19 protein-coding genes are annotated in these 15,265 nt (G+C 61.3%); 13 read left to right on the top strand and 6 right to left on the bottom strand.

Annotated features, from left to right (window positions below; genetic code table 11):
* The first annotated feature begins 122 nt into the window (after positions 1-122).
* From VWY60_RS13745 to VWY60_RS13720, 6 genes are all read left to right on the top strand, one after another.
* The gene (locus tag VWY60_RS13745) at positions 123-1,829 is read left to right on the top strand and encodes an acyl-CoA dehydrogenase (protein WP_416540740.1); all 1,707 of its coding nucleotides are present in this window, start codon (positions 123-125) and stop codon (positions 1,827-1,829) included.
* The gene (locus VWY60_RS13740; protein ID WP_416540739.1) at positions 1,826-2,863 is read left to right on the top strand and encodes an MBL fold metallo-hydrolase; all 1,038 of its coding nucleotides are present in this window, start codon (positions 1,826-1,828) and stop codon (positions 2,861-2,863) included. The genes VWY60_RS13745 and VWY60_RS13740 overlap by 4 nt, the downstream gene beginning before the upstream one ends.
* 24 nt (positions 2,864-2,887) lie before the next feature.
* A complete protein-coding gene (locus VWY60_RS13735) occupies positions 2,888-3,352 on the top strand; it encodes a DUF6173 family protein (protein ID WP_340544237.1) in 465 nt (154 codons plus the stop codon).
* Positions 3,353-3,455: 103 nt separating this feature from the next.
* Positions 3,456-3,923 (top strand): hypothetical protein, encoded by a 468-nt coding sequence (locus tag VWY60_RS13730; protein ID WP_416540738.1) that lies wholly within the window; start codon positions 3,456-3,458, stop codon positions 3,921-3,923.
* 100 nt (positions 3,924-4,023) lie between these two features.
* A complete protein-coding gene (locus VWY60_RS13725; protein ID WP_340544239.1) occupies positions 4,024-4,158 on the top strand; it encodes an aa3-type cytochrome c oxidase subunit IV in 135 nt (44 codons plus the stop codon).
* An 8-nt stretch (positions 4,159-4,166) separates the two neighbouring features.
* Complete coding sequence (locus tag VWY60_RS13720) at positions 4,167-4,835, top strand: hypothetical protein (RefSeq protein ID WP_416536420.1); 669 nt, start codon at positions 4,167-4,169, stop codon at positions 4,833-4,835.
* 79 nt (positions 4,836-4,914) lie between these two features.
* Here the strand turns inward: VWY60_RS13720 and VWY60_RS13715 are convergent, their stop codons facing one another.
* Both VWY60_RS13715 and VWY60_RS13710 read right to left on the bottom strand, forming a co-directional pair.
* A complete protein-coding gene (locus VWY60_RS13715; protein WP_340544242.1) occupies positions 4,915-5,250 on the bottom strand; it encodes an AzlD domain-containing protein in 336 nt (111 codons plus the stop codon).
* The gene (locus VWY60_RS13710; protein ID WP_340544243.1) at positions 5,247-5,972 is read right to left on the bottom strand and encodes an AzlC family ABC transporter permease; all 726 of its coding nucleotides are present in this window, start codon (positions 5,970-5,972) and stop codon (positions 5,247-5,249) included. Before VWY60_RS13710 ends, VWY60_RS13715 begins: the two co-directional genes overlap by 4 nt.
* A 59-nt stretch (positions 5,973-6,031) precedes the next feature.
* Here VWY60_RS13710 and VWY60_RS13705 point away from each other — a divergent pair, with 59 nt between their 5' ends.
* The 5 genes from VWY60_RS13705 (at position 6,032) to glp (ending at position 10,191) form a co-directional block, all read left to right on the top strand.
* Positions 6,032-6,934 carry a formate dehydrogenase accessory sulfurtransferase FdhD gene (locus tag VWY60_RS13705; RefSeq protein WP_340544245.1) on the top strand — a complete coding sequence of 301 codons (903 nt, stop codon included), beginning with the start codon at positions 6,032-6,034 and terminating at the stop codon, positions 6,932-6,934.
* 62 nt (positions 6,935-6,996) lie between these two features.
* Complete coding sequence (gene mobA / locus VWY60_RS13700) at positions 6,997-7,641, top strand: molybdenum cofactor guanylyltransferase MobA (RefSeq protein WP_416540737.1); 645 nt, start codon at positions 6,997-6,999, stop codon at positions 7,639-7,641.
* Positions 7,638-8,129 carry a molybdopterin-guanine dinucleotide biosynthesis protein B gene (gene mobB / locus VWY60_RS13695; RefSeq protein ID WP_340544247.1) on the top strand — a complete coding sequence of 164 codons (492 nt, stop codon included), beginning with the start codon at positions 7,638-7,640 and terminating at the stop codon, positions 8,127-8,129. The genes mobA and mobB overlap by 4 nt, the downstream gene beginning before the upstream one ends.
* Positions 8,126-8,938: a molybdopterin guanine dinucleotide synthesis gene (locus VWY60_RS13690; protein ID WP_416540736.1), complete on the top strand. Its 813-nt coding sequence runs from the start codon at positions 8,126-8,128 to the stop codon at positions 8,936-8,938. Before mobB ends, VWY60_RS13690 begins: the two co-directional genes overlap by 4 nt.
* Positions 8,935-10,191, top strand: coding sequence for a gephyrin-like molybdotransferase Glp (glp, locus tag VWY60_RS13685; protein WP_416540735.1), 1,257 nt, complete (start codon positions 8,935-8,937; stop codon positions 10,189-10,191). The genes VWY60_RS13690 and glp overlap by 4 nt, the downstream gene beginning before the upstream one ends.
* 21 nt (positions 10,192-10,212) lie before the next feature.
* On the opposite strand, the gene VWY60_RS13680 is transcribed toward glp, so the two are convergent.
* From VWY60_RS13680 to VWY60_RS13665, 4 genes are all read right to left on the bottom strand, one after another.
* Positions 10,213-11,235, bottom strand: coding sequence for a hypothetical protein (locus tag VWY60_RS13680; RefSeq protein ID WP_416540734.1), 1,023 nt, complete (start codon positions 11,233-11,235; stop codon positions 10,213-10,215).
* A gap of 111 nt (positions 11,236-11,346) precedes the next feature.
* Positions 11,347-11,817 (bottom strand): transcription elongation factor GreA, encoded by a 471-nt coding sequence (greA, locus tag VWY60_RS13675; RefSeq protein WP_340544253.1) that lies wholly within the window; start codon positions 11,815-11,817, stop codon positions 11,347-11,349.
* A 315-nt stretch (positions 11,818-12,132) separates the two neighbouring features.
* Positions 12,133-12,372: a hypothetical protein gene (locus VWY60_RS13670; RefSeq protein ID WP_416540733.1), complete on the bottom strand. Its 240-nt coding sequence runs from the start codon at positions 12,370-12,372 to the stop codon at positions 12,133-12,135.
* Positions 12,362-12,745 (bottom strand): VOC family protein, encoded by a 384-nt coding sequence (locus VWY60_RS13665; RefSeq protein WP_416540732.1) that lies wholly within the window; start codon positions 12,743-12,745, stop codon positions 12,362-12,364. Before VWY60_RS13665 ends, VWY60_RS13670 begins: the two co-directional genes overlap by 11 nt.
* A gap of 145 nt (positions 12,746-12,890) precedes the next feature.
* On the opposite strand from VWY60_RS13665, the gene soxR reads away from it, so the two are divergent.
* Together soxR and VWY60_RS13655 are read left to right on the top strand one after the other, a co-directional pair.
* A complete protein-coding gene (gene soxR, locus VWY60_RS13660; RefSeq protein ID WP_416540731.1) occupies positions 12,891-13,385 on the top strand; it encodes a redox-sensitive transcriptional activator SoxR in 495 nt (164 codons plus the stop codon).
* Positions 13,386-13,543: 158 nt separating this feature from the next.
* Positions 13,544-15,190, top strand: coding sequence for a 4Fe-4S dicluster domain-containing protein (locus VWY60_RS13655; protein WP_416540730.1), 1,647 nt, complete (start codon positions 13,544-13,546; stop codon positions 15,188-15,190).
* Positions 15,191-15,265: the final 75 nt, after the last annotated feature.

Below are 15,265 nucleotides of genomic sequence, written 5' to 3'. Positions count from 1 at the left end.
ACGCGGCGTTTTGGTTGCTTGATTAAAGGGCCCGGTTAGGTAATCGGACAAGACATTCAACATAAAGGTTTGGGGCAATGATGCCAAGGCTGCCCCAACCAGCTCTCTGAAAGAGGCCAGACATGACCTTCCGTGCCCCGGTTCCCGAGTATCAGTTTCTTCTCGAACATATCATCGGTTTTCATGAAATCGCCGCTACCGAGCGCTTTGGCGAGGCCAGCGATGATGTGGTTACGGCGATCCTGACCGAGGCGGGGAAGTTCTGCGATGAAGTTATGGCCCCCTTGAATCGTGGCGGCGATCTGCAACCGGCGCGTCTGGAAAACGGGGTGCTGCGCAGCTCTCCCGGTTATGCCCAAGGCTGGCAGGCGATTTCCGAAGGCGGCTGGATCGGGATGAGCGCGGCAGAGGAATTTGGCGGCATGGGGCTGCCGATGACCCTGACCACCGCGGTCAATGAGATGATGTCGGGCGCCTGCCTGTCGCTGCAACTGGCCCCGCTGATGAGCCAGGGTCAGATCGAGGCGTTGGAACATCACGCCAGCGATGAGCTGAAGTCGCTCTACCTGCCCAAGCTGATTTCGGGGGAATGGTCGGGCACCATGAACCTGACCGAGCCGCAGGCCGGATCGGATGTGGGGGCGCTTAGCTCGAAGGCAGAGCCTCTGGACGACGGCACCTATGCGATCAGCGGTCAGAAGATCTATATCTCCTGGGGCGACAATGATTTTGCGGGCAATATCTGCCATCTGGTTCTGGCCCGCCTGCCTGATGCGGCACCCGGAACCAAGGGGATTTCGCTGTTCCTCGTCCCCAAGTACCTGCCGGACGCCGAGGGTAACCCCGGCAAGGCCAACACGCTGAAGGTGGTGAGCCTTGAGCATAAGATGGGCCTGCACGGTTCGCCGACCTGCGTCATGCAATATGACGGCGCAATCGGCTGGATGGTCGGCAAACCGGGGGGCGGTCTGGCAGCAATGTTCACCATGATGAACAATGCCCGGCTGGGCGTTGGTGGTCAGGGCGTCGGTGTCGCTGGTGCGGCCTATCAAAAGGCGCTGGCCTACGCGCTGGAGCGCAAGCAGGGCAAATCCGCCTCCGGCACCATCGTGGACCATGCGGATGTGCGCCGGATGCTGATGGAAATGAAGGCCGATCTCTTTGCAGCGCGCGCGATCCTGCTGGCCTGTTCGCAGGCCATCGACATGCAGACCGCAACCGGCGCACAGGAATGGACCGCGCGGGCAGCGTTTCTGACGCCCATCGCCAAGACCTTTGGCACGGAAACCGGGATGCGTGTTTCGGAAACCGGTGTGCAGGTGCATGGCGGTATGGGGTTCATTGAGGAAACCGGTGCAGCGCAGTTTTATCGCGATGTGCGGGTGACGGCGATCTACGAAGGCACCAACGGCATTCAGGCGATGGATCTGGTTGGGCGCAAGATGATGGACGGCGGCGATATGGCCAACCGTCTGATCGACGAGATCGAGGAGCAGGCCGAGCGCGCCCGAACCACTCATCCGAATATGGCCGAGGCCGTCTGGCAGGCCTGTGAATCCCTGCGCGAAGCGACCGAGTGGTTGACCGCACAGAGCGACATGGATGAGCGTTTCGCAGGAGCGGTTCCCTATCTGCATGCCTTTGCGCGGGTTCTTGGCGGGCATTACCACCTGGCGGCTGCGATGGCCGACATCGGTGGCCCGCGCGAAAAGCTGGCGCGGTTCTACATCAACCGGATGTTGCCGGAACACGCCGCGCTCTTGGCTCATGCGCAGGCGGGTGCGGACGGCGCGCGCGCTCTGACGCTGGATGAATTGGCTGACGGATGACCAGCCCGCGACCCGACGGTCCATGGAACACGCCGCCTGCGGAGGGTGAGGCGATCGAGGTGGCGGAGGGCGTCCTCTGGATGCGGCTGCCGCTGCCGATGAAGCTGGATCATGTGAACGTCTATGCGCTGGATGAAGGCGATGGCTGGACCATCGTCGATACTGGCATGTCCTCAAACAAGACCCGCCGCATCTGGGAGCGGCTGATGGCGGGGCCGCTGGAGGGCAAGCCGATCCGGCGCGTGGTGGTCACGCATCATCACCCCGATCACATCGGCAATGCCGGCTGGTTCCAGTCTGAGCATGGGGCTGAGCTGGTGACCACGCGAACGGCCTGGCTGTTTGCTCGAATGCTGACGCTGGACGTGCAGGAAAGCTGGCCTGAGGAAACGCTGGCGTTTTACCGCAGCTCGGGCATGGATCCCGCGATCTATGACGCACGGTTGGCGGAGCGGCCGTTCAATTTCGCCGATACGGTCTATCCGATGCCGCTGGGCTTTACCCGGATCGAACAGGGCGACGTGTTTCGCATGGGCGGGCGCAACTGGGACGTCCACATGGGTAATGGTCACTCACCAGAGCACGCAACCTTCTGGAGCCGCGATGACAATCTGGTGATCACCGGCGATCAGATCCTGTCCTCGATCAGTCCCAATATTGGCGTCTATGCGACCGAGCCGATGGCGGATCCCGTGGCCGAATGGCTGGAGGCCTGCGAGCGTCTGGCACCGCTGACACGGGGTGATCAGCTGGCTTTGGGCGGGCATAAGTTGCCATTTCGCGGTCTGCCGCATCGGATGGCCCAGTTGATCGACAACCATCACGGGGCGCTGGCGCGGCTTCTTCAGCATCTCGACGAACCGCGCAGCGCGGCCGAATGTTTTGCGCCGCTGTTCAAACGCAAGATCGGCTCCGGGGAATATGGCCTTGCTTTGGTCGAGGCGGTGGCCCATTTAAATCATCTGTACCATCTGGGTCAGGTTGACCGCAGCCGTCGTGCGGACGGGGCTTGGCTTTACCAGCGCAAGGGGTGATCGACCCCTGGAAAGGGAGAGATCATGACCGATGAGATCGCAACCAGCGCCGAGGCAGCAGAGGCGGCCGTTCTGCCCTGCGTTCACGAGGTCCACGCGGATCCCGACGCCTGCACCGGTATCGAAAAAGTGCAGATGCCGTTGCAAAAATCCGTTGCCGAGAAAAGCGCCGCACGCTGGGCCTATGAACGGTTGATCCTTTATATCAAGAACTTCGAGGAGCAGCTGGATAGCGAGCATGAGGTCGCGATGGGGTTTGCCGGCGGCGATGCCGGTGTGATGCGGATCGAGGGTATGGGCTACTTCGACCCCGATATCATCACCTATTACGGCAGCGATTCCAGCGGCGCGCGCACGCAGCTGGTCCAACACGTCAGCCAGCTCAATGTGATGTTGCGGGCCCTGCCGAAGCGGAATGAGGCGGCACCTGCCAATCGGATCGGTTTTCGTTTGGTGTCCGACCTTGAGAGTGATCCGGCTGAGACCTGACGTCCGGGCAGCCTGTTGCGCTGGGGGTGTTACCACACTTCTGTTCGGCGCGTTCAGCAGCGTTGCGGCCGCCGAAGACGCGGTTGCGGCGGGCTATTGGGCAATGTTGGAGCGTGCAGCTCATCGCGGCCTCATGCAGGAGGTCGCGGCAGCAGATGGCAGGCCAGCCCCCTTTGCCACCGATGGCTGTAGCGGTGGGTTGTCTGCGATCTGGCGCCAGTTCAGTGGCAGGGAAGAGACAGCCGACGGTCCGCCGTTTGAGGCCTGTTGCGTGGCTCATGACCTGCTCTATCACGATGCCGACGGGATCGGATCATCTGGCCGAATCCTTGATGGTCGCGACGAAGATCTGGCCACCGCCAGCCAGCAGGCAAGACTGGCCGCGGATCAGGCTCTGCGCCGCTGTGTAGAGACGCAACTCAGCAGCCGCGAGTCCCCAACAGCGGCCATCGCCGCACCGGTCGCAACCGCCATGTATGCTGCGGTGCGATTCGGTGGCGCGCCTTGCAGCGGGCTGAGCTGGCGCTGGGGCTACGGCTATGGTCACTGCCAAGCGGTGTTTGGCCGGTGAATTGCCCGGTGATTTGCCCTGGCTGCGCCCGATTGACGTGGTGACAGGGTCTGTGAAATCCAGTATTCAGCGGAAAACAGACGCGAATAGGAATGGACACATGGCTGACCATAAGCACGGTTCGATGGATATCACCGTTCAGGAAAAGACCTACAACGGCTTCATCAAGTTCACGACACGGTTCTGCATCGCAGCGCTGCTCTTTGCAGTGTTCCTCGCGATTTTTGCAACCTGATCACCCTCGTGAATGGTTCTGATCTGAGCGGGCGTTGTGGCGCCCGGCACCTTGCGAGCGGGCTAAGGCTTGCGCTTGTGTGCGCCGGTGTGGCGCTGCTCTCGGCCTGTGCCGCCCAGCAGCAGCCCAACGCGGATGACGCCACGCTGGAACGGGTTGCCTATCGGCATAATGGTCCGCCTGCGCTGACGCTTTATACGATGATCAACAATCGTACCGGGCAGGGCGCGCATACCTCGCTGATGATCAATGCCTCGGAACGGGTGATCTTTGATCCTGCCGGGTCATTCTATGCCGATGTGGTGCCGGAGCGGGATGATGTGCTCTTTGGCATCACGCCGGGGGTGGAGAAAGCCTATCGCGGATCACATGCGCGCAGCACCCATCATGTGGTGGTGCAGCGGATCGAAGTGACGCCCGAGCAGGCGCAGCGCGCCTATCAGCTGGTACGGGCAAACGGTCGGGTTCCGGGCGCGTTCTGTGCCAATGCCACGGCCTCGATCCTGAAGCAGGTACCTGGGTTTGAGACGCTGGATGTGACTTTCTACCCTGGCAATCTCTCGGAACAATTTGGCGCCTTGCCGGGGGTGACGACCGAACGCTACCGTGAAAACGACAGCGCAGACTTGCAAGAGGGGCTGGCAAAGAACAATGCGGCGTTGAACGCAGGCGGGTGATGCTGCCGCGTTCAGGCAGAGCTATAGATGGGAAAAGCCGCAGCATCGTCTGCGGCTTTTGTCTGTTCGTGTGGATGAATCAGCCTGCCAACAGAAAGAGCAGCAGGAAGCCAACAGCGCCGCTGCCCATGGCGATCAGGACATTGCGTGTCCAGTACCCGAGCGCGAAGACCGCCGCGGCGACGGCGAGATGGGGCAGGCTGGGGGTGCCACCGGTCGGCGTCGGCCAGACCACCAGCGGCGCCACCAGCGCAGGAATGATCGCCACCGCAGTATAGCGCAGATGGCGCATCAGCCAAACGGGCATGGTCCTGCCGCCCATCAGCCCGATAAAGGCAAAGCGCAGGGCGAAGCTGCCAATGGCAAGGCCGATGATGATCGTCCATAGCAACGTCGGATCGGGGGGCTGGGTCATGACGGATCCTTTGCAATGCTGCGGCGCTCCAGCCAGAGCTCGGCCTGGGCGCCAGCCATCATGCCGATAAGACCGGCAACAATCAGGCCAAGATTGTACGGCAGCGCGGTGGCCGGCAGCGCGGTGGCGACAGCGGCGAAACAGGCAATGACATGGGCCGGTGTGCGCAGCATTGGGCCGATCATGGCCAGGAACGCCAGCGGCAGGACAAAGTCGAGGCCCCAGCTGGCCGGGATCTGGGTGCCGACCAACGCCCCGATATAGGTTGCGAGCATCCAACCGGGGGCAACGCAGCCATTTGTGCCGAAGAAATAGGCCATGCGCTGTGATAGGGTCATCTGCGGATGGGTTTCGAACTGGACGATCGAGAGCGCATAGGATTGGTCGACGGTGAGATAGGCCGCACAGGCGCGTTGCCACAACGGAGCGCCGCCAAGGTACGGCGTCAGAGATGCCGAATACATCGCCACCCGCAGGTTCACCGCAAGCGCTGAAATCAGGATGATCAGAACCGGCGTGTTCTCTTGCATCAGCTGCAGCGCTGTAAACTGGGCCGAACCGGCAAAGACCGACAGGGAGAAGATCATGGCCTCAGGGACAATCAGTCCCGCTTCGGCAGCAAGAACGCCAAACAGCAGCCCAAATGGTCCCGAGACCAGAAGGAAAGGCGCGCCGTCGCGAAACCCCTTCCAAAAGGCCGATTTCGTGGTGGTGATTGCCATGATCAGGTCCTAGGTTATTGCTGAAACGGCATAGGCCTGCTGGCGGAGGTTTGCAATTGATGATGGTTGAGAACAGCTCCGACCTGGCGTCGATACTGGCTGAATATGTGATTGCACCTGCGCCGAACGATGCACGGCTGACACGGGTGGTTCAGGGGTTTGATCACACGGGGACCGCGACGGAGATCTCTGTCGTGGAGGAACGACCGCTGACGATTTACCTCAACCGTCAGGAAATCGTCACCGCCATGACCATTGGCGATTACCCCGAATATCTGGCGCTGGGGTTTCTGCGCAATCAGGGGATGTTGAATCCTGGTGATGAGGTCACCGCCATCGATTATGATGAAGAGCTGGATACCGTGGTCGTAAGGACAGCTGTTGAGACCTCATACGAAGACAAGCTGCAAAAGAAGACCCGCACGTCAGGCTGTGCGGTGGGCACTGTGTTTGGTGACATGATGGAGGGGCTGGAAGGGGTGAGCTTGCCGCAGACAGCGGTGCGCAGCTCCTGGCTTTATGCGTTGGCGCATAAGATCAACCGCACCCCCTCGCTCTATCTTGAGGCTGGCGCCATTCATGGCACGGTTCTGTGCCAAGAAGATCGCCCATTGGTCTATATGGAGGACGTGGGGCGGCACAATGCGGTGGACAAGATCGCCGGCTGGATCCAGAGCACCGGCGCGGAGGTCTCCGACAAAATCCTCTATACCACCGGGCGGCTCACCTCGGAGATGGTGATCAAAACCGCGATGATGGGGATTCCGGTGCTGGTGTCTAGATCCGGCTTTACCGCATGGGGGGTGGAGATCGCACAGGAGCTGGGTCTCACTTTGATCGGGCGGATGCGGGGGCAGCGGTTTATCTGCCTGTCGGGAGAGGATCGGCTGATCCGGGATGTGGATCCGGCAAAGGTGCCGGTTGAGGCAAAAGCGCATCGGCGCAAGAGTGCGGACCACTAGGCGCAGACCGCCCGCGATATGGTCCGCAGACGATGTGGCATCAGGCGCAGAGAGGAGATGTCGTGAGACAAAGCAAACCATTGGGCATCATCCTTGCTGGCGGGTTGGCCACAAGGATGGGTGGCGGTGACAAGGGACGCTTGCGGATTGGGGGACGCAGTCTGATTTCCCATGTGATCGACCGTCTGTCGCCGCAGGTCGAGCGTATCGCGCTGAATGCCAATGGTGATCCTGCGCGCTTTGCCGATCTTGCGTTGCCGGTGATCGCCGACAGTATCGACGGCTTCGCAGGTCCTCTGGCGGGGGTGCTTGCCGGGTTGGACTGGGCGGCAGCGCAGGGAGTCGAGAGCATTGTCACGGTGGCTGCCGACACGCCGTTCTTCCCCAAGGATCTGGTTCAGCGGCTAAAGGAGAGCGCCGCCGGGCAGCAATATCCGCTGGTGCTGGCGACAACGCCAAAGTCCGGCGAGGAACATCTGAAATCCGGTGGCGGCGGCCGGGTGAACCGGCATCCGACCTTTGGTCTTTGGCCTGTTGCCCTGCGCGATGACCTGCGCGCTGCGCTGGAGGGCGGCCTGCGCAAGGTGGTTTTGTGGACAGACCGTCACGGCGGCCAGGAGGCCCTGTTTGAGGCGGATCCGTTTGATCCGTTTTTCAACGTCAATACGCCTGAGGACTTGGCCCGGGCAGAGGCCTTGCTGCGATGAAAATATATGGCGTCACCGGCTGGAAGAACTGTGGCAAGACCGGGCTGATGGAGCGGTTGGTGGCTGAGTTCTGCAGACGGGGTCTTACCGTGTCGACCTTGAAACATGCCCACCACAGCACTGATGTGGATCAACCCGGTACTGACAGCCATCGCCACCGGATGGCGGGTGCCGCCGAGGTGATCCTTGCCTCGCCCAATCGGGTGGCGATCATGCAGGAGCTGCGTGGCATGGCCGAACCCAGCTTTACCGAGCTGCTGGCCCGTCTGCGGCCTGTGGATCTGGTGCTGGTCGAGGGGTTCAAACGCGAGGTGCATCCGAAGATCGAGGCCTATCGCACAGCGGCGGGCCAGCCGCTCATCGCGCCTGAGGACCGGTCCATTCGTGCCGTTGCCAGTGACATTCCGCTGCATCTGGACAGGCCGGTTTTCGATCTGGACGACACGGTGGCGATTGCCGATTTCATCGCCGGGGAGATTTCCCTTTGAGCGGATGGCAGAGCTTTGCCATGGTGGATTGGTCTGGCGGCAACGACCGCGGGCCAAGCCCCTGCAAGGATTCCATCTGGGCCAGCGTCAGCCGCGATGAATCAGCGGATGAACCGGTATATCTGCGCAATCGGCAGCTGGCGGAGCTGTGGCTCACCGAGCTGGTCGAGGCAGAACTGGCCGCCGGGCGCCGCCTTATGCTTGGGTTTGATTTCCCCTTTGGCTATCCGGCGGGGTTTTGCGATGCAATCACGGGTTCGGATGATCCTCTTGGCCTGTGGGACTGGTTTGAGACACATATTGAGGATGCGCCAAAGTCTAACAACCGCTTTGATCTGGCGGGGGCGATCAATCGCCGCTTTGGTGGGCAAGGGCCATTCTGGGCCAATGGGCTAGCCCGCGACATCGACGGTTTGCCGCGTCGCAAGGACCGCTATCGCAACCCGTTCCCGGACCGCCGCGCGGTTGAGCATCGGGCCAAGGGCAGCTTTACCTGCTGGCAGATGGCCGGGGCAGGTGCCGTGGGCAGCCAGGTGATGATGGGCCTGCCGGTTCTGTCACGCCTGCGAAAGCGTTTTGCCGGGCAGGTCGCTGTCTGGCCGTTTGAATCCCTGGACACGCCGGTGGCTCTGGTGGAGATCTGGCCGACCCTTCTGGCAGGCCCCGCGCCGGATCACTGGATCAAGGATGCCTGGCAGGTGCATAAGGTGTCCCTAGAATTGTCGGGCCTGCACATGGCAGAGTTGGACCAGTTATTGACCGTCACAGCGCCCGAAGAGGGCTGGATCCTGGGAGTGGACCAGATATGAGCCTTGCCCCGCCACCCCTGCGTAATGATTGCTTTGCTCTTCCAGCAGGCGTCGATTGGACACCGGTGGATGACGCGCTGGATCACTTACGGCGAAATCTCACGGCAGTGACGGCGGCAGAGGTTCTGCCATTGGGGCAGGCTTTGGGGCGGGTTCTGGCTGAGGATGTTTTTGCCGCGCGCAGCAACCCGCCGCAGGCGAACACGGCCGTGGATGGCTACGGGTTTGCGGGTGCCGCCGGAGAGGGGCCGCAGGTCATGCCGCTGAGCGAGGGACGTGCGGCGGCGGGGCTGGCCCATGAAGGCGCGGTTGCTCCGGGGCAGGCCATCCGCATTCTGACAGGGGCGGCGTTGCCTAGGGGGGTTGATACCGTCATTCTTGAAGAGGACGTAACCTGCGATGGTGCGCAGATTGCTTTTCACGGACCACTTAAACTGGGCGCCAATACTCGCCGGGCTGGCGAAGATGCCGCCGTCGGCGATCGGATCCTAACCAAGGGTCGCGTGGTGACCCCGGCGGATCTGGCGCTGGCCTCCGCCACGGGATTGTCTGAGCTACCGGTGCGGCAAATGCTGAGGGTGGGTGTGCTGTCGACGGGAGATGAACTGATCGAGCCGGGTGAGACGGCTGCGGCAGGGCAGATTTACGATGCCAATCGCCCGATGCTGCTCGCGCTGCTGGCAAAGATGGGGTTCGACGCTGTGGATCTGGGCAAAGCTGCCGACGATCGCGCCGCTCTGCGACGTCGCCTGGACGCTGCGGCTGAGGCGGTGGATGTGATCCTGACAAGTGGTGGTGCCTCTGCCGGGGATGAGGATCATATGTCGGCGCTGCTGCGCGAAAGCGGGGCCATGCAGCAATGGCGGATTGCCCTGAAACCGGGCCGACCGCTGGCGCTGGGGGTTTGGCAGGGAACGCCGGTGTTCGGTCTGCCGGGCAATCCGGTGGCCGCGATGGTCTGCACGTTGATCTTTGCCCGCCCTGCGATGGGGCTGATGGCGGGCGCAAGCTGGGCTGAGCCGCAGGGGTTTGATTTGCCAGCCGCCTTTGAGAAACGCAAAAAGCCGGGACGGCGAGAATATTTGCGCGCCCGTGTACGCAACGGTCAGGTCGAGGTCTTCAAATCAGAAGGGTCGGGCCGTGTCAGTTCGCTGAGTTGGGCCGAAGGTCTGGTGGAACTGGCGGATGGCGCTGCGGTGATTCAGCCGGGGGATCCCGTCCGTTTTATTCCCTACGCCAGTTTTGGCATGTAACCGGAGCGCGGTCGGAAACCGTCAGTCAAAGGTGCCAGCGACCCGCCCCAGCAGCATGAAGGCGCGGGCGGTGCGGGTTTCGCCAAGCGATGATATCTCGGCGTCGCTGGCCTCTTGTTCAAATTCCGCCAGCATCTGGTCAAAGCGGCGCAGGAAATGATGTGCGGCATCGCGAAAGATCGGATCCTGTTTCATCCGCGCATTTGTCAGGGCAAGTGAGCTGCGATCCCTCACGCCGCCCAATGCGGCAACGGCGCGACCGCGTGTGCCCTGGGCGAACTGTCGCCAGATCTCTGGTCGGGCCATATCGGGGCGCAGGTCATCCATGTAGATGCCATCCTGACTGAGCAGGGTGAGCACATCCTGCGCGGCCTGAATGATCTGGGCGGCTTTGCGGTCCCGCAAGGCAAGGCGCAGGGCGGCAAAGCCTTCCTCGTCTTCGGCGGTTTCAGGAAAATTCAGGGCCCGGATCAATTGCGGAGCAGGCAGCGGGGCTGCAAAATCCTCGGCGGGCGTGCCAAGCGCCAGCAGTCCCTGATCGGTCGCGTCGCCGTCCGTCCCCACGGTGGTGGATATGCCCGGCATGGGTCGATCACGGCGGCTGGTGTGAAATGTCGCGAGGGCGGTTTCCGTCTTGCGGGTCGCGGCGGCAATCTCGTCCAACTTGCGTGTGACGGAGGGTTCGGAGACCGAAGCCGCCTGCTGCGCATGGGCGATATAGGCGTTGCGCATTCCGTCGATGGCAGCGTGCAGGCGCTGCGATTCATCCCGCATCACCTGGGCGGATCGCAGGGCGATAGCACCGACCCAGATCAGGAGGACAGGCAGGACCACAGCGACGATCCGCAGCAGGATATCCGACCATCCCGCCGCAGGCGTCGCGTCAGGCGTACCACCCAGCACGAAAACTGCGACAACCACGAGCAGCCACAACGCGCTCAACGCAAGCGCCGCAGCCTCGATCAGGCCAAAGACCGGTCGTTCCGGCGGCGCGTCGAGGGCGCTGGTGGGCGGCTTTGCAGCGGTGGAACTGGTGCGGGTCATACTGTTGCTCGAAACAGAGGGTGGCGAGAGAGGTTGGCATATGCCGCATGGCGCGGCGGCGAGATGGACATGGCGGGGCGCCGGTGACTGGCGCCGAGCCGGTAATGCGTATCAGGAAAAGACGATCTTGAGGATTTCATAGGCGCGGTCGCCGCCTGGGGTGCGGACCTCGACGCTGTCGCCTTCTTCCTTGCCAATCAGAGCGCGGGCGATCGGGGATTTGATGTTCAGAAGGCCAGCTTCGATATTGGCCTCATGCTCGCCGACGATCTGCCAGGTCTTTTCCTCATCGGTGTCTTCGTCGACGACGGTGACCTTGGCGCCGAATTTGATCGCGCCGGACAGTTTTGCCGGGTTGATCACATCGGCGAGCGACAGGATGCCCTCCAGCTCTTTGATGCGGCCTTCGATGAAGGACTGTTTTTCGCGCGCGGAATGATATTCGGCGTTTTCCGAAAGATCGCCGAGTTCGCGGGCTTCGGCAATGGCCTTGATGATGGCCGGGCGTTCGACCGACTTCAGGGTCTTCAATTCAGCTTCTAGGGCGGCGTGACCCGCGGGGGTCATCGGGATCTTTTCCATGTCTGTGTCCAGATATCGTGTCAGGTTTGGCCACCGGCCGTGGCGGTTCGCGTCTATAGGAAAACCGGTTTGTCCCACTGCCAGACTGACAGCGGGACAAACCGGTTATGTCTCATTTACCTGACCCAATCCTGCCGCCGAATGCAAGAGGGCGGCAGGGGCTGTCCACAGCGATTTCATGCCAACAGGCGGAAAACTCCGCTTTTTTACGCCTGTCCGCTTTGCGCCTGTCCGGGCGCGGTGTGGCGGCAAACGCGTCACTGACAGGCGGGACGACGGGTCGGCGCCTCGCAGTCCTGCCGTTACGGAGTAAGGTCAGCGAACCTGCGCCGTGGAGGACGTCTTGCCGGTGATGCTGTGGCGGGGCACCCGCGGGCGCGGATCCAGTTGCCGCAGCAGCTTTAGCAGACGGCTGTACCCGAGCAGGGTTTCTTCCCGCCCGAAGCATGGCTGTATCACAGGTTGCCGCTTCGAGCGTTCGGCGTCAGGCGTGATGAGGCGCGGAGGCAGGATCGCGCGCGGGCGGCTGGTGTGCCAGAGCAGATCAAGCATCATATTGAACCACCTCGAATTCGATATTGTCGCGGTCGCGGAAGTAGAACCTGCGACCCGGCTCGTAGTCGTGATGCTCACCTGGGGTGAAGCCGGCATCCCGAACACGGGTCTCGACCGTGCTCAGATCATCAACGACGACGGCAATGTGATTGAGCCCTCCGGTGATGCCGTAGCTGATCGGGGCTTTGGCCAGCGGTTCCGGGGGGCAGTAGAGCGCAAGATAACTGTCAGAACCACCGATATGCAGGCTGTAGCCGCCGTTGATAGCCTCACCCTGCCAGCGAATGCGCCAGCCGAACACATCCTGCATCCAGGCGGCGGTGGCTTCAGGGGAAGAAACGGTGATGTTTGCATGTTCAAGACGTACAGTCATATCAGGCTCCGATGCTTGTCATTTTGGATCGATTACCTGTAGGCTAACTTCTCAACCTAACTTTAGATCAAGGTTTTTCTTTACCTTGAAGGTGAATCTGTAAACCTATTATTTTTCAGTTGTTTATCAGAATGATGGAGGGGTTATGGCAAAGTCAGCTGGCGTGTCGATCGGATATCTTGCGGAGCGAACCGGGCTCGCCGTGTCTGCTATCCGCTATTATGAGTCGCAGGGTCTGGTTGAGCCCTGGCGGAATGCGGGAGGACAACGGCGGTTCCACCGGGCGGACCTGCGGCGGCTGAGTTTTGTGATGATCGCGCAGAGGTTTGGGTTTTCCCTGCCTGAGATCCAGGGGTTTCTGAAGAGCCTGCCGGGTGGGCGCACCCCGACCAAGGCTGACTGGACGCGGCTTTCATCGCAGTTCCGCGAGCACCTGAACGCCCGAATCGAAACGCTGGAGCGGCTTCGTGACAATCTGGATGGCTGCATCGGCTGTGGCTGCCTGTCGCTGCCCAATTGCAAGTTGTACAATCCGGATGATGCTGCCGCTTCCAAGGGGCAGGGGCCGCGCTATCTGATGGGGGACCGGCCAGCGGATCTGGCCAAAGACGGGAACAGCGCGCCAAATGACGATATTTGACGCACCATTTGTCGCAATTGAGGGTTCTAGATCATCGTAACGTAGAGTTTGGATTGACCAGAGCCTCTGGCACCCGCTAAGCAACCGCGAAAGAAAATTGCGCCAAGGACGCACAGCCTGCACGGGCTGGTCCTGAGCCATAGCCTAAGGAGCCTTCGATGGCCGAGATTGAACGCGAAGCAATGGAATACGACGTTGTGATCGTTGGGGCAGGCCCGGCTGGTCTGTCTGCGGCGATCCGTTTGAAACAGCTGGACAGCGACCTGCAGGTCGTGGTGCTGGAAAAAGGCTCTGAAGTGGGTGCGCATATCCTGTCCGGCGCGGTGCTGGACCCCTGCGGGCTGGATGCACTGATTCCCGACTGGAAAGAAAAAGGCGCGCCACTGAACGTTCCGGTCAAGGACGACAATTTCTACATGCTGGGTGATGCGGGGCAGATCCGCATCCCGAACTTCCCGATGCCGCCGCTGATGAACAACCATGGCAACTACATTGTCTCGATGGGCAATGTCTGCCGCTGGATGGCTGAGCAGGCAGAAGAGCTGGGCGTCGAGATCTTCCCGGGTATGGCCTGTTCCGAATTGGTCTATGGTGACAATGGTGAGGTCAAAGGCGTGGTTGCCGGTGTCTTTGGTCTGGAATCCGACGGTACCTATGGTCCGAACACCGAGCCGGGGATGGAACTGCACGGCAAATATGTCTTCCTCTCCGAAGGTGTGCGCGGCTCGCTTTCCAAAGAAGTGATTGCCAAATATGGCCTGTCTGACGGCAAGGAGCCGCAGAAATACGGCGTTGGCATGAAAGAGATCTGGGAAATTGATCCTGCCAAGCACAAAGAGGGCTCTGTCACCCACACCATGGGCTGGCCGCTGGGGTCCAACGCGGGTGGCGGATCCTTTATCTATCACCTCGACAACAATCAGGTTTACGTCGGTTTCGTGGTTCACCTGAACTACAAGAACCCGCATCTGTACCCCTACATGGAATTCCAGCGCTTCAAGCACCATCCGATGGTGGCTGAGCTGCTGAAAGGCGGTAAGCGCGTGGCCTATGGCGCCCGTGCGATCACCGAAGGTGGCTATCAGTCGATGCCGAAGCTGGTCGCCCCCGGCGTGGCGCTCTTGGGTTGCTCGGCTGGCATGGTCAACGTGCCGCGCATCAAGGGCAACCACAACGCCATGCTGTCGGGCAAGGCAGCCGCCGAAGCCGCCTATGACGCGATCAAGGCTGAGCGTTCGGGCGACGAACTTGCCGACTATGAGGTCAGTGTCCGCGACGGCGCGATCGGTGCCGACCTGAAGAAAGTGCGCAACGTCAAACCGATGTGGTCGAAGTGGGGCCTCACCGCCTCGCTGATGCTGGGTGGTCTGGATATGTGGACCAATACGTTGGGCTTTTCGCTGTTTGGCACTTTGGGTCACGGTAAAAATGACGCAGAGGCAACCGAGGAAGCCTCCAAGCACAAACCCATCGACTATCCCAAACCCGATGGTGTGCTGTCGTTTGACCGCCTGACCAACGTTGCCTTTGCGGCGACCAACCACGAAGAGAGCCAGCCCTGTCACCTGCGTCTGGGCAATCTGGACACGCCGATCAGCGTCAACCTGCCAAAGTTCGCGGAGCCTGCGCAGCGCTATTGCCCTGCGGGTGTCTATGAGGTGGTGGAGAAGGACGGCAAGCCGGAGTTCGTGATCAACTTCCAGAACTGCGTCCACTGCAAGACCTGTGACATCAAGGATCCGAGCCAGAATATCACCTGGACCACGCCGCAGGGCGGTGACGGGCCGAACTACCCGAATATGTGATCGGTTTCGGCAGGTATTTGCCGGAATAATTGGGGCAGCCTGCGGGCTGCCCCATTGCGTGTTAAGGGGCGGCGT

The organism is Phaeobacter sp. JH20_26 (assembly GCF_048056275.1).
Lineage (GTDB): Bacteria > Pseudomonadota > Alphaproteobacteria > Rhodobacterales > Rhodobacteraceae > Phaeobacter > Phaeobacter bryozoorum.
Note: the sequence above shows the minus strand (reverse complement) of the source record. Positions and strands in the feature narration are given on the sequence as shown.

Coding starts and splice junctions, on each gene's coding strand:
- VWY60_RS13705 (WP_340544245.1), top strand. CDS start 6,032: ATGATGGTTGAGAACAGCTCCGACCTGGCGTCGATACTGGCTGAATAT.
- VWY60_RS13680 (WP_416540734.1), bottom strand. CDS start 11,235: ATGACCCGCACCAGTTCCACCGCTGCAAAGCCGCCCACCAGCGCCCTC.
- mobB (WP_340544247.1), top strand. CDS start 7,638: ATGAAAATATATGGCGTCACCGGCTGGAAGAACTGTGGCAAGACCGGG.
- VWY60_RS13725 (WP_340544239.1), top strand. CDS start 4,024: ATGGCTGACCATAAGCACGGTTCGATGGATATCACCGTTCAGGAAAAG.
- VWY60_RS13740 (WP_416540739.1), top strand. CDS start 1,826: ATGACCAGCCCGCGACCCGACGGTCCATGGAACACGCCGCCTGCGGAG.
- VWY60_RS13710 (WP_340544243.1), bottom strand. CDS start 5,972: ATGGCAATCACCACCACGAAATCGGCCTTTTGGAAGGGGTTTCGCGAC.
- soxR (WP_416540731.1), top strand. CDS start 12,891: ATGGCAAAGTCAGCTGGCGTGTCGATCGGATATCTTGCGGAGCGAACC.
- glp (WP_416540735.1), top strand. CDS start 8,935: ATGAGCCTTGCCCCGCCACCCCTGCGTAATGATTGCTTTGCTCTTCCA.
- greA (WP_340544253.1), bottom strand. CDS start 11,817: ATGGAAAAGATCCCGATGACCCCCGCGGGTCACGCCGCCCTAGAAGCT.
- VWY60_RS13715 (WP_340544242.1), bottom strand. CDS start 5,250: ATGACCCAGCCCCCCGATCCGACGTTGCTATGGACGATCATCATCGGC.
- VWY60_RS13745 (WP_416540740.1), top strand. CDS start 123: ATGACCTTCCGTGCCCCGGTTCCCGAGTATCAGTTTCTTCTCGAACAT.
- VWY60_RS13670 (WP_416540733.1), bottom strand. CDS start 12,372: ATGATGCTTGATCTGCTCTGGCACACCAGCCGCCCGCGCGCGATCCTG.
- VWY60_RS13735 (WP_340544237.1), top strand. CDS start 2,888: ATGACCGATGAGATCGCAACCAGCGCCGAGGCAGCAGAGGCGGCCGTT.
- VWY60_RS13730 (WP_416540738.1), top strand. CDS start 3,456: ATGTTGGAGCGTGCAGCTCATCGCGGCCTCATGCAGGAGGTCGCGGCA.
- VWY60_RS13665 (WP_416540732.1), bottom strand. CDS start 12,745: ATGACTGTACGTCTTGAACATGCAAACATCACCGTTTCTTCCCCTGAA.
- VWY60_RS13655 (WP_416540730.1), top strand. CDS start 13,544: ATGGCCGAGATTGAACGCGAAGCAATGGAATACGACGTTGTGATCGTT.